The sequence below is a fragment of the Mucilaginibacter sp. JRF genome, from assembly GCF_015223065.1.
Lineage (GTDB): Bacteria > Bacteroidota > Bacteroidia > Sphingobacteriales > Sphingobacteriaceae > Mucilaginibacter.
The window spans coordinates 395614-413521 of record NZ_JADFBY010000001.1; the positions used below are offsets into that span (position 1 = coordinate 395614).

15 protein-coding genes are annotated in these 17908 nt (G+C 42.1%); 8 read left to right on the forward strand and 7 right to left on the reverse strand.

Translation table 11 applies throughout. The features are described from left to right. Positions 1–202 precede the first annotated feature (202 nt). Genes IM792_RS01620 through IM792_RS01630 form a run of 3 tightly spaced genes read left to right on the forward strand, consistent with a single transcriptional unit; the run spans position 203 to position 3775 of the window. Entirely contained in the window at positions 203–1639 is a 1437-nt protein-coding gene (locus tag IM792_RS01620) for an MBOAT family protein (protein WP_194099929.1), read from the forward strand. Further along, a complete protein-coding gene (locus tag IM792_RS01625) occupies positions 1640–2719 on the forward strand; it encodes a hypothetical protein (RefSeq protein WP_194099930.1) in 1080 nt (359 codons plus the stop codon). A gap of 6 nt (positions 2720–2725) precedes the next feature. After that, positions 2726–3775 (forward strand): acyltransferase, encoded by a 1050-nt coding sequence (locus IM792_RS01630; RefSeq protein ID WP_194099931.1) that lies wholly within the window; start codon positions 2726–2728, stop codon positions 3773–3775. Positions 3776–3889: 114 nt separating this feature from the next. On the opposite strand, the gene IM792_RS01635 is transcribed toward IM792_RS01630, so the two are convergent. The 4 genes from IM792_RS01635 to IM792_RS01650 all read right to left on the reverse strand — a co-directional run bounded on the left by IM792_RS01635 (position 3890) and on the right by IM792_RS01650 (position 7462). Next, positions 3890–4606 carry a 3-ketoacyl-ACP reductase gene (locus IM792_RS01635; RefSeq protein ID WP_194099932.1) on the reverse strand — a complete coding sequence of 239 codons (717 nt, stop codon included), beginning with the start codon at positions 4604–4606 and terminating at the stop codon, positions 3890–3892. A 26-nt stretch (positions 4607–4632) separates the two neighbouring features. Then, entirely contained in the window at positions 4633–5148 is a 516-nt protein-coding gene (locus IM792_RS01640) for a hypothetical protein (RefSeq protein WP_194099933.1), read from the reverse strand. 59 nt (positions 5149–5207) lie between these two features. Then, the gene (locus IM792_RS01645; protein ID WP_194099934.1) at positions 5208–5426 is read right to left on the reverse strand and encodes a hypothetical protein; all 219 of its coding nucleotides are present in this window, start codon (positions 5424–5426) and stop codon (positions 5208–5210) included. A gap of 122 nt (positions 5427–5548) precedes the next feature. Beyond that, positions 5549–7462 (reverse strand): family 20 glycosylhydrolase, encoded by a 1914-nt coding sequence (locus tag IM792_RS01650; RefSeq protein WP_194099935.1) that lies wholly within the window; start codon positions 7460–7462, stop codon positions 5549–5551. Between the two features lie 290 nt (positions 7463–7752). On the opposite strand from IM792_RS01650, the gene IM792_RS01655 reads away from it, so the two are divergent. After that, entirely contained in the window at positions 7753–8790 is a 1038-nt protein-coding gene (locus IM792_RS01655; RefSeq protein WP_194099936.1) for a hypothetical protein, read from the forward strand. Between the two features lie 117 nt (positions 8791–8907). Here the strand turns inward: IM792_RS01655 and IM792_RS01660 are convergent, their stop codons facing one another. The 3 genes from IM792_RS01660 to IM792_RS01670 all read right to left on the reverse strand — a co-directional run bounded on the left by IM792_RS01660 (position 8908) and on the right by IM792_RS01670 (position 10959). Next, positions 8908–9096 carry a hypothetical protein gene (locus IM792_RS01660; protein ID WP_194099937.1) on the reverse strand — a complete coding sequence of 63 codons (189 nt, stop codon included), beginning with the start codon at positions 9094–9096 and terminating at the stop codon, positions 8908–8910. 173 nt (positions 9097–9269) lie between these two features. Then, positions 9270–9638, reverse strand: coding sequence for a hypothetical protein (locus IM792_RS01665; protein ID WP_194099938.1), 369 nt, complete (start codon positions 9636–9638; stop codon positions 9270–9272). Between the two features lie 430 nt (positions 9639–10068). Beyond that, on the reverse strand, positions 10069–10959 hold the full coding sequence (locus tag IM792_RS01670) for an AraC family transcriptional regulator (RefSeq protein WP_194099939.1): 891 nt from the start codon (positions 10957–10959) through the stop codon (positions 10069–10071). A gap of 133 nt (positions 10960–11092) precedes the next feature. Here IM792_RS01670 and IM792_RS01675 point away from each other — a divergent pair, with 133 nt between their 5' ends. From IM792_RS01675 to IM792_RS01690, 4 genes are read left to right on the forward strand one after another with little or no spacing between them, the layout of a single operon-like run. Beyond that, on the forward strand, positions 11093–14140 hold the full coding sequence (locus IM792_RS01675; RefSeq protein ID WP_194099940.1) for a PVC-type heme-binding CxxCH protein: 3048 nt from the start codon (positions 11093–11095) through the stop codon (positions 14138–14140). A 21-nt stretch (positions 14141–14161) separates the two neighbouring features. After that, on the forward strand, positions 14162–15019 hold the full coding sequence (locus IM792_RS01680; RefSeq protein ID WP_194099941.1) for a sugar phosphate isomerase/epimerase family protein: 858 nt from the start codon (positions 14162–14164) through the stop codon (positions 15017–15019). A 12-nt stretch (positions 15020–15031) separates the two neighbouring features. Next, positions 15032–16153 carry a Gfo/Idh/MocA family oxidoreductase gene (locus tag IM792_RS01685; protein WP_194099942.1) on the forward strand — a complete coding sequence of 374 codons (1122 nt, stop codon included), beginning with the start codon at positions 15032–15034 and terminating at the stop codon, positions 16151–16153. Positions 16154–16202: 49 nt separating this feature from the next. Further along, entirely contained in the window at positions 16203–17906 is a 1704-nt protein-coding gene (locus IM792_RS01690) for a beta-xylosidase (protein WP_194099943.1), read from the forward strand. The last annotated feature ends 2 nt before the right edge of the window (positions 17907–17908 follow it).

A 17908-nucleotide genomic window follows, 5' to 3' on the forward strand; every position in this document is an offset into this window, starting at 1 on the left:
GCTCCGGGAAATATCGGAGCGTTCACTTTTTAAGGTCTTTTCAATCCTTTGTTTAAAGGTGATTATTTATTAAACAGTTAATATTATGTTGACTAAATTGTAAATTATTCACATTATTATCGCATTTGTTTAAAAATTAATATCTTCACGCAGCGTTACATTACAGAGCCAAAAATCATTATCCCAACTAACTGACACCTTAATGTTTTTTAATTCATTTGATTTTGCAGTATTTCTACCCATTGTATTTATTCTGTATTGGTTTGTTACCAAGAAAAATTTAAAGGTTCAAAACATACTGTTGCTGGTTGCCAGTTATTTTTTTTACGGTTGGTGGAGTTATAAGTTCCTGTTCTTATTAATGTTCTCCACCTTTCTTGATTTTTATACCGGTATAAAAATTCACGAAGCTACATCACGTAATCATAAAAAGTTTTGGTTTTGGTTGAGTATAATAGTCAACCTGGGCTTTTTGGCTTTTTTTAAGTATTACAACTTTTTTATCGACTCGTTTACAGCGGCAGTGTCGTTATTCGGTTTACAGATCAATGTATGGACGCTGAAGATATTACTGCCGGTAGGTATATCATTCTACACCTTCCACGGCATGTCATACGTTATTGATATTTATAAAGATCGTATAAAGCCTGTGCGTAGTTTTGTTGATTACGCGGTGTTTGTAAGCTTTTTTCCGCTACTGGTTGCCGGCCCTATTGAACGGGCAACACATTTGCTGCCTCAAATACAAAAAAAGCGCACTTTTAACTATGTTTTAGCTACCGATGGTTTACGCCAGATATTTTGGGGCTTATTTAAAAAGATAGTTATAGCTGATAATTGCGCGCAGTATGCCAACCTAATATTTCACGATCCAACACAATACAATGCCGCTACGCTGGTTTGCGGCGCTGTTTTTTTTGCGTTCCAGATATATGGGGATTTTTCAGGCTATTCAGATATAGCCCTTGGTACAGCCAGGTTATTTGGTTTTGAATTGTTGCGAAACTTCGCTTACCCTTATTTTTCGAGAGATATCGCAGAGTTTTGGCGCCGCTGGCATATCTCGCTATCATCATGGTTTAAAGACTACATTTATATACCATTAGGTGGTAGTAAGGTTAGCCTGTTAAAGCGAATACGTAATACCTTCATCATATTTATAGTGAGCGGTGTATGGCATGGCGCCAACTGGACATTTGTGGTATGGGGTGGCCTTAACGCGCTTTATTTTTTACCCTTATTGCTTTCAGACCGAAACAGAAGCAACCTGGAAATTGCCGCCCAGGGAAAGCTTTTGCCAAGTTTAAAGGAAGTGTTCAATATAGCTGTAACTTTCGCGCTCACCACTTTTGCCTGGATATTTTTCAGGGCTGCCAGTTTAAAAGATGCCGCTATCTACATCAAAGGCATACTAAGTACATCAATACTATCAAAACCGCAGGCATTCCCTAAGTTAACCTTTGCATTTGTTGTAGTAATGTTAATTGCCGAATGGATACAAAGGGAAAAAACACATGCGCTTAAGTTTGATGAGCAGCAACCTGCTGCCTTCCGTTGGATGGTTTATTATGCTGTAATTATAAGTATAGTAGTGTTCGGGTATTATGGCGCTAATGAATTTATATACTTCCAGTTTTAAATGAGAAAGTTTTTATCAAAATTAACTTTAACCCTGCCTGTATTACTGGTGGTTATGCTGGTTAATTACTTTGTTGATCCGGCTAATTTATTTAACAAGGGTAAATATGAAAGAGGCGTTGCCGGTATACTGTCGCAGGGCAAGTATGCCACCAATGTTACCAATTACGATGGCCGTTTACTGCAAAAATATACCATTGAGCTATTGAATCATAAACCCGATGTGCTGGTGCTATCATCCAGCCGGGGGCAGTTCATAGGGGCTGACATGTTTCCGGGAAAAAAGTTTTTTAATGCCTGGGTGCAATCTGCCGCCATTGAAGATTTTTTGGCCATATACGATGTTTGCGAGCAGCAGGCATTCAAACCCAAAGAAGTTATTTTAACGCTTGATCCGAGGATGCTAAACGAGAACAGTCCGCATAAAATGTGGCACCTGGTAAGTGAACATTACTATTCAATGCTCCGGAAATTGAATATTGCCTATCGCGACAGCATAAAGCCCGACGAGTTCAATGCCGGTACAGTATCGCAATTATTGTCGCTGTCGTACTTTCAAAGCGCGTTGAAAAATTTGTATATGAAACAAACAAGCTATTCACCATCAGATAGTTTGTACAATAAAGGTGATACCCGTGCGCCGGATGGAATAATGTCATACGGAAAAAAGAGGAGAGAGGTATCGGTACTGGAGGTCCGCAAAAAAGCAACCGAGTATGTAGAAGACCCGGTTACACTGGAGAAGAATTTTGATAAGGTAACCTTCGATAAGATATCAGCTGAAAATCTGAATACCTTAACCCGCTTCGTTGACTATTTGAAAGCTAAAGGCGTAAAGGTTACCTTCTTCCTGTCGCCATTTAACCCGGTGGTGTACGATTATTTTAAGACAGAGCCATCATACCAAAAAGTGATTGAAACGGAAGGTGTATATCGTGAGCTTGCCGATAAAACTGGTTCTGCTTGTATCGGTTCATTAGATCCGGCGGGGAACCAACTTGATGAAAGTTATTTTTACGATGGTATACATTGTAACGAAGCTTGTGTTAGATTGATATTTAACAAAGAGTATAAGCATTAATTGGTTATGAATACAAGCGGTACTTCAAGAGTTCATAATTTAGATTACTTGCGTGGCATGTCGGCACTGGGTATCATGGTTTATCATCATGCCCTTTGGTTGTTAGGTGTGTTTGATGCCGATACATTTTTAGGCCGGTTGGGCTTGTATGGGGTAAGTGTGTTTTATGTTTTAAGCGGGCTTACACTTTATATTGTTTATGCTGATCGGTTTCAGATCACGGCTCTTGATATAAAAAACTTTATACTCAAGCGTGTATTCAGAATATATCCTTTATTGTGCTTGGTAACCTTGAGCACAGTGTTTTTAGCTGATCGTAATATATCTGCCAAGTCGATAGTATTAAACGTTACAGGAGCTTTTGGTTTTGTTGCCTGGAATAAGGCCATTGCGGTAGGCGCATGGTCAATAGGTAACGAGTTGGTGTTTTATGTGTTCTTTTTAATATTTATGATATTGCTGCTTAAGCAACGCGCTTTATTTTGGTTGCTGGCAGCGGTTATTTATGGTTTAGCTATCTATTTCGCATTTTTCAAGATAGATGCAAGCAAAGCATTACCTACTCAATTTGGCATATATCAAAACCCGTTAAATCAGGTGTTTTTGTTCCTGTCGGGTTTTTTGTTGGGGCATTTTTTCAAAAAGGTATCTGTTAATGCATGGGTTGCATTCGGAATAATAGTCACCGGTATATTGATCTTTACTTTTTACCCTGTATATGGTGATAGAACAGGCATAATCACCGGAGTGAACAGGATAGTATTCTCGGTATTGTGCATACTCATTTGCCTTGGCTTTTATAAATTCAAAGTTGAATTGCCCAAATTTTTACATGTGCCGCTGCTGTTTTTTGGAGAGATAAGTTACTCCATTTACCTTCTACATCCTTTAATTTTCGACGGTCTAAAAAAAGCGTTACCACAATCAAGTGATGTGCTTTTTGTATCACTGTCATTCGTGATTGCATTCACGCTTAGTTATGCGGTTTATATGTTGATTGAACGGAGGTTTGTGCGTATAGGAGGGAAGCTTACCAAGCATAAGATAGCAAATTAGGTTTTGAGCTTTTCTGAGAAGATCGCATATTTCTCAGGATCATAACCTGTTAAGATATATTTGTTCAATAGGAACAATGGCATCAGCAAAATAATTGCTGATGCCATTGTCATTTTAAGGATTATTCGAAAATATCGACCCATTAGCTATCAGGGCTCTGCGGTTCATTTTAAGGATGTCGCGTACCCATTCTGCAAAGTCTTCGGGCTGTAATACCGTTTCGGGGTTGCCATTGGTAAGGCCGCCGTTGATGCTCATTTCTGAGGCTATGGTGCTTGGTGTGAGCGTGATCACGCGGATATTTTGCTTGCGCCATTCGGCCATCATGGATTGCGATAGCGATATCAATGCGGCTTTTGATGCCGCGTAGGCCGACATGTTGCCACCGGCTTTCAAGCCTGCTGTTGATGATACGTTTACAATATCGCCCGCGCCTTTGGCTTGCAAATAAGGGTAAACCGCCTTAGCCGTAAAATAAGGACCAAACAGATTGGTTTTGATCACTTGCTGCCACTCATCAGATGGCATGCTTTCTATCGACCCAAAATTGCCGATACCGGCATTGTTGATCAGGATATCTATTCCGCCCAATACCTCAGCCAGTTCAGCTACGCTTTTTATAACCGCTTGCTCATCGTCAACACTGCAAACGCTGTAGTATGCCTTAACGTTTAGTGCTTGCAGCTCGGCTAATGTAGCTTTAAGCTTTTCTTCGTTACGACCTATCAGGCCAATGTGTACGCCCTCCTGAGCCAGCGCTATAGCCACAGCCTTACCCAGACCCTGACCACCGCCGGTTATTATCGCGGTTTTATCTTTCAAATTACTCATAATGAATTTTTTACTACGTTAATATTTTATATTCCGAAGCCATAAGCCACACGCAAACCCACTACACCGTAGTTGTTTTTTTGGCCTGAGAAATTCTCGTATTTAACGCCAAAATCCCATGATTTGCCTGCCCAGCCCAATGCCGGTGATAACAGTAATTTGGTGTTATTGCTTTCATTGAGTTCAAAACCAGCACCGGCTTCGGCACCAAAATATAAGTGCGGCGCGAAAAACGATTTGATACCAACCTTAACCGGTATCATTTGCAGATCAGACAGACCTGCTATTTCATCTTTCTTGATAAAGTGATAGTAGCCTGAAGTTAATGTTAGTGCAAGATTCTTTTTAAGGCTGTATTGTAACCTTACCGTACCGCCGATCTGAATGTTATAAAAATCGTTGGCATCACCTGTTGGTAAGCCACCCTCAATGCCAAAGCCTAAACGCCATGGGCCTGGTGCGGTTTGCGCCTTAACGGTGTTGCTTAAAAAAAGAGTGCTTAGCGCGATTATCGCGGCCAATAGTTTAGTTGATCTGTTCATGATAGAAAAATTAATAGATTAAACATCAGGTATACTGACGGGGAATTAGATTTTAAGATTTATTGTGCTTTTTGAGCCACGGCTACTACCTCGTTTATCAGGTGCTGCGCCATAATAAACTTGTTCAGCACATGGTTTGTCCAGCTTGCGCCGGTGCGAATAAAGGTATACGATGCGTTGTACATCATAATGCTAACCTCGTTCTCGGTTAGTTTATCAACAGTAAAATAAAATATACGGTTACCGGTATTGGCTTCAAGTCGCACAGGTTGATTCATGGCGGCAAAGATAGAATTTACCCCTTTGCTAACAATAAGTGCCCGGCAGAGCATTTTTCAAATGACATTGAAATGTTCTGCCGGGCACCTATTTACGTACCGAAAAAAAATATCAGAAAGTGTTATTTTGCTTTAACTATCCTGCTTTTTAATTCGGCAATTGGCATAGTTACTACGCGGCCAACCTGTTTTTTGCCTTTGTAGGCAACAACTTTTAGCTGCGTAGCATCAATAGGTACGGTTAGTACGCCGGTATATTTGGGGTAAAAATTATCGGGGTAGGAGTTATCAAAACTATAGTACAGGTCAAGGCCTGTTACTTCGGATGTTAGCGCTACGTTCAGGCTACCGTCGGTATTCATGCCTGCTTTAAAGTCGGGCTCGTAAACGCTTGGCGCGTATTTTATCTCGGCTTCATCAAAACGGGCAAAATGCTGTTCAACCTTGCTGAAAAATGTAGTAAAATTCTTTTTAGCCGCTGGCGACCATACGCTTTCGGCCAGTGCGAAACCACGTGGCCAGGTCATATACTCGGCCTGGCGAATGTTGTATACCTGCTCTGTCCATAAGTTGGCTTGTCCGCCTTTTATCAGTTTGGCATCAACGCCTTCAGGTACCGGGTCAAACTCGTAAGTTTTACTCAGGCGAAGGCTGGCATATACATGTGGTTCCATCACTTTGTCGCCCTGCATGTAATCAATATAAACATAGGTGGTAGGGCTCATTACTACCTCGTGGCCTAATTTGGCGGCCTGTATACCGCCATCTACACCACGCCAGCTCATCACTGCGGCATTAGGGCCTATACCACCTTCCAGTATCTCATCCCAACCCATAAATTTTTTGCCTTTTGATTCTACTATCTTTTCCAGTCGTTTTTCAAAATAGCTTTGCACTTCTTCCTGTGTTTTCAGGTTTTCGCGCTTCATTAAATCCTTTACGGCATCGCTTTGCTCCCAAAAGTTTTTGGCGCACTCATCACCACCCAGGTGCATGTACCCAAATGGAAACAGATCGGCTATTTCGCCAACTACCTTATCCAAAAACTGGTAAGTAAATTCACCTGCCGGGTTCAAAGTATTATCAACCAATGCCGGGTGACCGGGTTTGCTCCAGTCCATTATCTTTTCTCCTGATCGTACGGTATACTTATCAGCACCAGCAGTTGCCGATAATTCAGGGTAGGAGGCTACCGCTGCCAAACTATGGCCGGGTACGTCAACCTCGGGCAGTATATTCACAAACCTATCCTGCGCGTATTTGATCACCTCGCGTATGTCATCCTGCGTGTAATATCCACCATAATTACGTGGTTCTTCCGGCTTTGGCGGAATAAAATCGCCGAACGTACCTTCACGTTTTACATTATAAGCGCCAACGGTTGTCAGTTTCGGGAAACTCTTTATCTCGATACGCCAGCCCTCATCATCAGTTAAATGCCAGTGAAACAGGTTTAGCTTGTATTTGGCCATATTGTCTATGTAGCTCATTACCTCCTTTTTGGTAAAGAAGTGGCGTGATACGTCGAACATCAAGCCTCTCCATCCAAAGCGCGGGTAATCGGTTATCTCAACCGCGGGTACTGTCCACTTAACACCCGTTACTACATCTTTACTTTCTATCTCTTTCGGAAGCAGCTGAAACAAGGTCTGCAAACCATAAAATAATCCGGCCTCGGTATTGGCTCTTATGTTTACACCTTTAGCTGTTGATGACAGGTAGTATCCCTCGTTACCAATAACAGTATCAGCCGTTTTATTTAAACTCAGCTTGATGGCGGCGGCAGGGGCAACAGCCTTTACGCGAACCATTTTACCTGTAGCGGCCGAAAATTTCTTCTTTAACAAATCAAGCACCGGTGCCATTTTTTCGCTGGTGGGGGCTTGCACTGTTAACTCCTTGGGTAAAATAAACTGCCCGGTGTGTGGGGTTAGTTTTACAGGTTCGGGGATGATGGCTATACCGGTTTTTGTTTGAGCCATAGTTGCCGTTTGTAATAAACAGCATACGGTCAGGATAGATAATACTTTATTCATAAGCGCTTAAGTAAATTAAATGGTGAGGACATTGCAATTTAATCTTTTTAAATAATTTAAGAAGGGTTTTTGAAAATCAAATCATACATAGGCTCAACATATATATTATCCGTCAATATCTATATATTATAAGTTGTTTTGCCTGATGTAGTATCAGCTCTTAAGTTGTTAGGTATCAGCAATGCACAGTTTTGGCTCAATATTAAATATGCAGAGTAGGTATGTTAATAATGATCTATATTTAATATTTGATTATAAACCGATTAATAAGCTAAACTTATTGTGTTGTTATGAAAGCGAAAATCACAGTTTGGGTACTGATGGCTTTAGTTTGCGGTGCCATTGGTTGCAAAAAAGCAAGTGAACTTGATCCCGGAGATAGCGATAGTGAGTTGCGTGCCGCGGCTACCTCGCCCACACTTAATCAGGTTTCAACTATAGCGGGTGCTTACTACACCAGCGGATCAACATTGGTTGATGGTGTTGGTGCTGATGCCCGTTTTTTGTACACCGCCGGTATCCAGTTAACTGATGATGGTAATATGTACATAGCTGATGGTAATGATGGCGTTATACGTAAACTATCGTTAATTACAAACGCGGTATCAACCATAACATTACCAGCTGCGCCAAGCGGCGAGCAAATGTTGAGCGCGGCATATGTTGGTGTTGCCAAAAACGGAACTATTAATGTGATAACCTATAGTAACCAGAATAGCGATTTCCCGGAGGCATGGATATTTAAGCCCGGTCAACCCGCATTTGTGTATACCTCTTACTATGCCAGCTATCGTAATTTGGTTAAAGACCCATATGCTGAAGATTTTTGGTGCACCAGAGGTTACAGCGCGGTAAAATTTAAAACCAATAGCAATAACGAATATGTGGGTACTGATGCGATAGGTTTTGATGCCGACTCGATATATATAGAGCACGGGGCACATGCCTCTTTCTCGGCCATGTGTATAGGCTATAATAAGGTAAAGTATTTTTCGGACGGACAATATCTATACAAATTCACCCCGGGCGGTGTATCACAACGCATATTTAAGGAGCAGCTTGGTGTAGAAGGATTTACCAATGTGCGAAATATGGTGATCAATAAAGATGGCCGCACCATGTATATCGTCGATGCCGGTTACATCAGGCGCATAGATCAAGGGAAAATTACCACCATTGCAGGCCCAAACGGGTTTAATGATAACCGTGATGGCAAGGGCAGGCAGGCCGATGTGCATGCCTCTTGCTTAGCGCTATCAAAGGATGAAGGCACTTTGTACTTTTCAGATTATCAGGCTAAAACTATCCGTAAGATCATTTTGAGATGATCTTTGATCGGATGTTATCCAATGACAAGCATGATATGAAATTATGAGTGACATTTACTATCAGGTAAAAAAATTAAGGTTTACCTGATAGTAAATGCTTGGTTTTTAGTTTGAAGGCTACAGTATGGCCACGTCAAATATCGATGTGAAAACTTGCTTGCCATTATACTTTACCCATATATTGATAAATCCAATGCAATCATAACCTAAAAACTCCACAACTGGATTTTCCTCATTAAACCCGGCGAAAGCTTTGCCAATGTATTTAAGTTCCAGACCTTCAATTAGTTTTTCTTTGATGCTCATAAAAAGGAATTTAAAAGTTGATTTTTATTGAACTATTAAACTGTATGTTCAAAGTGTGTAATTAAGATTGATATAAAGTTTATGGTCCTGTTTATCTTGTAGTGACCATGAAGAAATATGAATGCCTCGCGCATCATATCTAATAAAATTTATACGGATAACTTAATGTATTATCAAATTCGCAGATAAAGAGAAAATGCCTTAAAAAAGAAAATTATAGCATTTGAAGACTCAGATAATTTTAGACTTGAAATTAGTATAACCGATTGTTTAAACAAACTATCGGTATATAAAAGGGTTGCGCCAATAGGATGTTTGTCTGAAAAAGATCTGTTTAAAACAGTTTTACAAATTTTAGGAACAACTACTATTGCATACCCTGATTTATCGTAACCTTTCGGGATCAGCTTTCCGTTAATAGGTTGTTTTTCTTTATAGAAAAATCGTTTAGGAGTAAGAAACTGCACATGGCCTATTACAATGCATAAGTATCCCGCAACAAGCAGAATAACTTTTAAACGTTGTAATTTCTGGATCGGCATTATTGCAAGGTAAAAATAGATGTGCTTGATAAATTGTCTATAACGAGTTTGTTACAATTGAATTGTGCCGATTAATTAATAAGCCGTAAATCAAACACCCGTTCTGTTTACGGTATTGATGTTGGGTAAACTTTGCTTGCATTATGTCGGCCAATTTATATAAGACCTGATCAACGGGATATTCGGAATTTCATAAAAGCGTTAGTAAAGTATATAATAAAGAAAGGGATATAAATAAAACCAGGTATTTAAACATGTTAGGAATAATTGATAGCACAATGTAATGAAGTTAACAGCTGAATATGTAGTGAGAAAGCGGGTTGTTACCAAATTGCCCCTAAATAATAAAATTGGTATTCAAGCAAAGTTTGGCTGCCTGCCATCTGAGTATAAGAACACTAAAAATGTACTTTAATAAAATCAGAGAAACCTAAGCAATACTAACGAGCCCATTGTTTATTTCCCTGTATTTCTTTCGGTAATCAAATGGAGTTTCGCCTTTCAATGCCTTAAACTGTTTGTTAAAGTTAGACAGGGTAGGATAGCCGATCTTAAAGGCGATGTGGCTAATGGGTATATTCTCGTCGAGCAAAAGCTTGCAGGCGTGGTCTATCCTAACATCTTTCACAAATTCAGAGAATGATTTATTTACCCTCGATTTAAAAAATCTGCTGAATGATGTAGGAGCCATATTCACAAGATCGGCGGCGGATTCAAGTGTAATGTTGGCCTGAAAATTACGCATCACAAACTCGTAAATATTATTCATCCGTGTGTTCGCTTTGTCGTTCGGCATGGTCGAAAACGGAGTTTGTGATAATAGCGTACAGTCATTTGATTCGGCGATCAGTTTTAGGATTTTTAATAACTGAATAATGCTGTCAAGCCCGCTCATTGATAATAGCTGGATAAGCATATTCTTTACTTCAGCATTTGTTTGTCCGGTAACCTCAACTCCCATTAATGATTTATCGAACAGGTTTTTTAGCTTTTCAAATTCTTCATTCCCAATGGTATCTGTCAAAAAATGCTCACTCATGTAAAGTACTATGCCGCTGGTTTGTAGTGAGGTTCTGGCATCGAAGTATTCTTTATCGCTGCGCCAAAGGTGCGGAACATTAGGGCCAAGAAACACGATATCGCCCTCGTTAAATGATTTAATATTATCGCCAATAAACCTCGTTCCCCGGCCTTCAACCACATAAAAAAGTTGGTACTCCGGGTGAGCATGAATGTGCGGATCAAAGTAATGCGATTGCAGATGCTGTATAACAAATGATCTGTTTTGCGGTATCGGGCTCTTATTGATTATGCTTTTCATATATCTAAAATATGAAGATATACACAATGTTGAATACAAGAAAATGTTATAATATAGTCTATTTTGGGTAAAAATGAGTAAGGATGATTAATTAATAATTTAGATAATTGTTATGCCAATATTATAACCAACTATGAGATCAATCGTCCGGATCATTTCAGGAGCCTTATTATTATTTGTGTTCAGCTGCTCTACAAAGGTGCTTACCTCAAAACCGCAGGTAGCGCAAGTTGCTGAACAGGTATCAGAAATTGTGCCCCGCCGTGCCGAGGTGCTGTTTCTTGGTAACACTTCCAAACATCACGACTCCTACAAATACGCGCCCATGCTGGCTTCGGCGGTTTTTAAGAGCGGCATCAATATAACTTATACCGATGAGCTGAGCGATCTGAATACCGAAAATCTGGCAAAATACGATGCCCTGGTTATCTACGCCAATTATGATACTATTGGAAAAGCCGAAGAAAACGCGCTTCGCGCGTTTGTTGAAGGGGGCAAAGGGTTGGTGCCATTGCATTGTGCTTCGTATTGTTTCCGTAATTCAGATTGGTATGTAAAAGCGGTTGGTGGTCAGTTTAAAACGCATACAACCGGTAAGTTTCCTGCTGTAATAGTGGATAGCAAGCATCCGGTAATGAAGGATATAAGTGCCTTTGAAACCTGGGATGAAACCTATGTGCACGATAAAATAAATCCCGACAAAACGGTGCTTACCGAAAGGGTAGAGGGAGATCATCATGAACCTTACACCTGGGTGCGCCAGCAGGGATCGGGACGTGTATTTTATACCGCCTACGGCCATAACGATAGTACCTGGACCAATAAGGAATTTTTAAAACTGGTTAAAAATGGCATATTCTGGGCTTTGGGCGATAAGGTTATCAGCCAGGTAAACGCGTTGCAGGTTCCGCAAGGCACATATACTGATGCCAAAATTCCTAATTATGAAAAGAGAGATCCGGCACCAAAATTCCAGGCGCCTTTTTCTTCGGCAGAATCACAAAAACTCATACAGGTACCGGTTGATTTCAAGATCGAGCTTTTCGCCGCCGAGCCCGACATAATCAACCCCATAGCCATGGCATGGGATGAAAGGGGACGTTTATGGGTGATAGAAACTATTGATTATCCTAACGAGATCAGAACAGATGACGGCACCGGCGTTGATCGCATAAAAATATGTGAAGATACCGACGGTGATGGCAAGGCGGATAAGTTCACCATTTTTGCTGATAAGCTGAATATACCCACCAGTATTGTATTTGCCAACGGCGGAGTGATTGTTGCGCAGGCGCCTGATTTTATATTTCTTAAAGATACTAACGGGGATGATAAGGCTGATGTACGCGAAAAGATAATAACCGGCTGGGGCAAAAGTGATACCCATGCCGGTCCATCAAACTTGAAATATGGTTTTGATAACAAAATTTGGGGTGTACTTGGTTATTCAGGTTTTAGTGGAGCTATAGGCGGCAAGCAAATGAAATTCGGGCAAGGTGTTTACAATTTCACTGCTGATGGTAAACAGCTGGAGTTTTTAGGGGCAACCAGCAACAATACATGGGGGCTGGGTTTTTCGGAGGAGAACGATGTGTTCATATCTACAGCTAACAACACGCATAGTGCTTTCTTTGGGCTGCCTGCCCGTTATGCGGTTGAAAGTACCGGCACAAAAACAGATCAGCAATCAGTTAAAAAGCTTGATGGGCATTATGATATGCACGTAGTGTTCCCTAACCTGCGGCAGGTTGATGTTTTTGGCGGATTTACCGCGGCGGCGGGGCACAATCTGTACACGGCACGTAATTATCCAAAAAACTACTGGAACCGTATAGCCTTTGTTTGCGAGCCAACCGGCCGGGTTGTGCATCAGGCAATCTTAAAACAGGATGGAGCCGGTTTTACCGAAGCTGATGGCTGGAATTTTGTAGCCAGCGCCGACGAATGGGTTGGCCCGGTACAGGCCGAGGTTGGTCCGGATGGTGCCGTTTGGGTAGCCGATTGGTATGACTTTATTATTCAGCACAACCCAACACCTCGCGGTTTTGAGAACGGCAAGGGCAATGCCTATATCAATCCGTTGCGAGATCATGATAAAGGACGCATTTACCGCATTGTATACAAAAATGCTAAACCTTATACACCTATCAAATTATCTAAAAATGATATCCCCGGCTTGCTTAAGGCGCTCGAAAACGATAACATGTTTTGGAGGATGACAGCGCAGCGCTTATTGGTTGAAGCCAATAATGCTGAAGCTATACCCGGTCTGCTTAATACCATAAACAGCAAACAACAGGATGAATTAGGTTTATCCGGAGCAGCCGTGCACGCTTTATGGGTGTTGAAAGGCATTGGCGCCATTAATGATAACAACGCGCAGGTTATGCCATCGGTTTATGCCGCGCTAAAGCATCCGGCGGCGGCAGTACGTAAAGCGGCAGTGCAGGTATTGCCTGTATCAAATGCCGCTTTGCAAGAGATAGTTAAAGCAAATTTATTAAGTGATGCTGATGGCCGGGTACGTGCCGCCTCCATACTTGTATTAGCCGACCATGCCGCTAACGCTGAGATTGGTAGTATGATATATGGTGCTGCTAATGATGAAGGTAATATTAAAGATGAATGGATAAGCAAAGCCTTGCAGGCAGCAGCCGTAAAACATAAGGCTGGTTATTTAGCTGCGTATACTAAAAAGAGCGCATCGGCAGGCACGCTTAATAAAAGCATTTATAATACTATCCGGCAAACCGGCAAATCCGGCAATAGTGCCATCGCTAAGAAATCAACATCAGCTTTGCCGGCGATCACTATAAATTTAAAGGTGGTAGAGCATGTTATGCAGTTTGATAAAAAGCTCATCACGGTTAAGGCCGGTCAAAAGGTTATCCTCAATTTTGAGAACCCCGATTTTATGCAGCATAACTGGGTATTGATAAAGGCGGGTACCACCAGCATTGTTGGCGCAGCTGCCGATGAACTGGCCCGCGATCCGAAAGGAGCGGATAAGAATTACGTGCCTCAGATACCTGAAGTACTGAAAGCTTCGGCGCTGCTTAATCCGCAGCAAAAGGTAACTATTGAATTTACAGCGCCCGAACAACCAGGGTCATACCCTTACCTATGCACCTTTCCGGGGCACTGGCGTATCATGAATGGTATACTTAAAGTAACTAAGTAAAAAGCCCACAATTTATATATTATGAGTTTACAGGTAACATTTGGTGTTAGCACCTGGTTGTGGGCATCGCCATTTAACAGCGATACCATCGCGCTGTTCGGTAAGATAAAAGCTATGGGATATGATGTGGTAGAGATACCGGTTGAAGACACAGAGCTTATTGATACCCGGTTAATAAAAGAGGCTTTAAAAGAGCATGATTTAGAGGCGCTGATATGCGGTGCCTTCGGCCCTGAACGTGATCTGACCAATGACGACACAGCATATCATCAAAAGGCATTTAATTACATAGAAGCCTGTTTGGATATATGCAACCAGCTTGATGTGCCCTTCTTTGCCGGGCCAATGTATTCGGCAGTGGGTAAGGCGCGTTTAGCATCGCCCGGGCAACGTAAAATTGAGTGGGACAGAGCGGTTAATAACCTCAGCCAGGTTTGTAAAATGGCCGAAGCAAGAGGCTTAAAATTAGGCATTGAGCCCTTGAACCGTTTTGAATCAGACATGATCAACACTACCGATGATGTTTTGCGGCTTATCAATGATATTGGTCACCCTGCTGCAAACATCGCTTTAGATGGTTTTCACATGAACATTGAGGAGCCTGATATTGAAGCCGCTATTGTTGCCGCGGGCGATAAGCTGATACATCTACAAGTATCTGAAAACTATCGCGGTACGCCGGGCAGCGGGCAAACCAATTGGGCTGCGTACAAGGCTGGTTTGCAGCAAATTGGCTATGAAGGCATCATCTCCATTGAAAGTTTTACGCCCGAAGTAAAGGAATTAGCCGGTGCGGTTTGCATATGGAAACCCCTGGCTGCCAGTCAGGATGAGTTTGCAAGCAAGGGATTACAATTCTTAAAACGTTTTTTCAAATAATAATCAAAAAATATGAGCGAAAAAAAGATCAACGTAGCCATCGTGGGCCTGGGTTTCGGCGCGGAGTTTATCCCGATATATCAAAAGCACCCCAATGCCAATATGTACGCTATTTGCCAGCGTAATGAAGATAAGCTGAATGAAATAGGCGAGGCCTTTGGCATACAGAAACGTTACAGCAGCTACGAAGAATTGTTGAAAGATCCGGGAGTAGATGCCGTACACATCAACACACCCATACAAAGCCATGCCGAACAAGCCATAGCTGCATTACGAGCCGGAAAGCACGTGGCCTGTACCGTACCCATGGCCACCACGGTTGATGAATGCCGTTTGATTGTTGAGGCCGTGAAGGAAACAGGGCTTACCTACATGATGATGGAAACGGTAGTGTACAGCAGGGAATTTCTTTTTATAAAAGAGCTTTACGAAAATGGCGAATTAGGGAAAATCCAGTTTCTGCGTGGCTCTCATCAGCAGGAAATGGCAGGCTGGCCGGGCTATTGGGAGGGACTACCGCCCATGTATTATGCCACCCACTGCGTTAGCCCGATACTGGCCCTGCCAAAAGCGGAGGCGGAGTATGTGTCGTGCTTTGGTTCGGGAACCATAAGTGAAGAACTTATCCCTAAATATGGTTCGCCTTTCGCTATCGAAAGCTGCCATATTAAGTTAAAGGACACAGATCTGTCTGCCGAGGTAACGCGCTCGCTGTTCAATACCGCGAGGCAGTATCGCGAAAGTTTTGATGTGTACGGTTCAAAAAAATCGTTTGAATGGACTTTAGTTGAGCATGAAGAAAGCGTGATACATACCGGCGAAACACCTGAGCGGGTAAAAATTCCTGACTATGCGCACCTATTGCCTGCCGAGATTCAAAGCTTTACCACTAAGGGTGTTTATGGTGACGATGGTGAAACACATTTATCATTTATACAAGGTTCGGGGCATGGCGGTTCGCACCCGCATTTGGTTAATGAATTTATAAGTGCTTTGGTTAATGGTAAGCAGCCTTACCCTAATGCGGCACAGTCGGCCAACATCACATGCGTAGGCATACTGGCGCATGAATCGGCCATGAATGGTGGTGAAAAACGCTATTTACCCGATTTTACTTTTAATACCGCTGATTAATAAATAATAAGTTAACTTGTTTCGCGTAAACCGGCTGAATGTCAATAGTATGAATACTGGAAATCTTTTAAAGTTTGTGTTGGTGCCGCTAATGCTATTCTGGTTTGCAGGCACTGCATACTCCCAAACAAATTCACCGGTTGCTATCAAGGTTGATTTAGTTAAGGACCTTGGCGCGATACAACCCATTTGGGCATGGTTTGGTTACGATGAACCCAACTATACCACCATGAAGGATGGCAAGAAGTTGCTTAAGGAGATAGCGATGTTAAGCAAGGTGCCTGTAAATGTAAGGGTGCATAGCCTGCTGGTAACCGGTGATGGTAAAGCAGCCATAAAGTGGGGATCAACCAATGCCTACACCGAGGATGCCAACGGCAAACCCATTTACAACTGGACAATAATTGATTCTATTTTTGATACTTTCATCAGCAACGGTATGCATCCCATAGCGCAAATAGGTTTTATGCCCGAGGCTATGTCTGTTAAACCAACTCCCTACAAGCACCACTGGAAACCGGGCGATGATTACAACGACATTTACACCGGATGGGCTTACCCGCCAAAGGATTACAGCAAGTTTGCCGAATTGGTTTATCAATGGGTAAAGCATTCAATTGCCCGGTACGGAAAAGAGGAGGTAAGCAAGTGGCATTGGGAGCTATGGAATGAACCGGATATCAGTTACTGGAAAGGCACTACCGAAGAATACATCAAACTGTATGATTATACTGCTGATGCAGTTAAGCGTGCCTTCCCGGCTGCGCTGGTAGGAGGGCCGGAAACCACCGATCCATCAAACCCGAAAGCCGCTGCGTTTTTAAAAACTTTCCTTACGCATGTAACAAGCGGTAAAAATTATGTAACGGGTAAAACAGGATCTCCGATAGATTTTATAACCTTTCATGCCAAAGGTTCGCCTACGTTGGTGAACGGCGTAGTGCAAATGAATATGGGGCGCCAGTTAACCAATATTGATAAAGGGTTCGAGATTGTGGCATCATTCCCAACCCTGAAAAAACTGCCGATAATTATAGGTGAGTCAGACCCCGAAGGATGTGCCGCATGTTCTGAAGATGTTAGTCCGCAGAATGCGTACCGTAATGGTACCATGTATTCAAGTTATACAGCGGCATCATTTGCCCGCAAGTATGATCTGGCTATGGCAAGGGGAGTTAATCTGCGGGGGGCGGTTACCTGGGCTTTTGAATTTGAGGATCAGCCCTGGTTTCGTGGATTTCGTGATCTGGCTACCAATGGCGTAGATAAACCAGTGCTTAATGTTTTCAGAATGTTTGGCATGATGCAGGGTAACCGTGCCGAAGTAAATAAGGATCTTCAGTATAATTTCGCGAGTATTCGTGATTCAAGCGTACGCCGTAATGAACCGGACGTGAACGCCATAGCTACTAAGGATAAAAATACGGCATCTGTAATGGTATGGAACTATCATGATCTGAATGATACCAATGTGCCTGATGCCCCGGTTATTGTTGAGCTGAGAGGAATACCGGTTACAAAAGTTCTGCTTCGCCATTACCGGATAGATAAACAGTTTAGTAACTCATACGAAGTATGGAAAAGTATGGGCTCGCCAAAAAATCCGGATAAGGAACAGATTGCCAAACTGGAAACAGCAGGGCAGCTTCAGCTTTATACATCACCCGAATGGGTAAATGTTAAAGATGGGAAGTTACTGTTGGATTTTCCCTTGCCGCGACAGGGCGTGTCGTTATTGCAGCTTTCCTGGTAGTG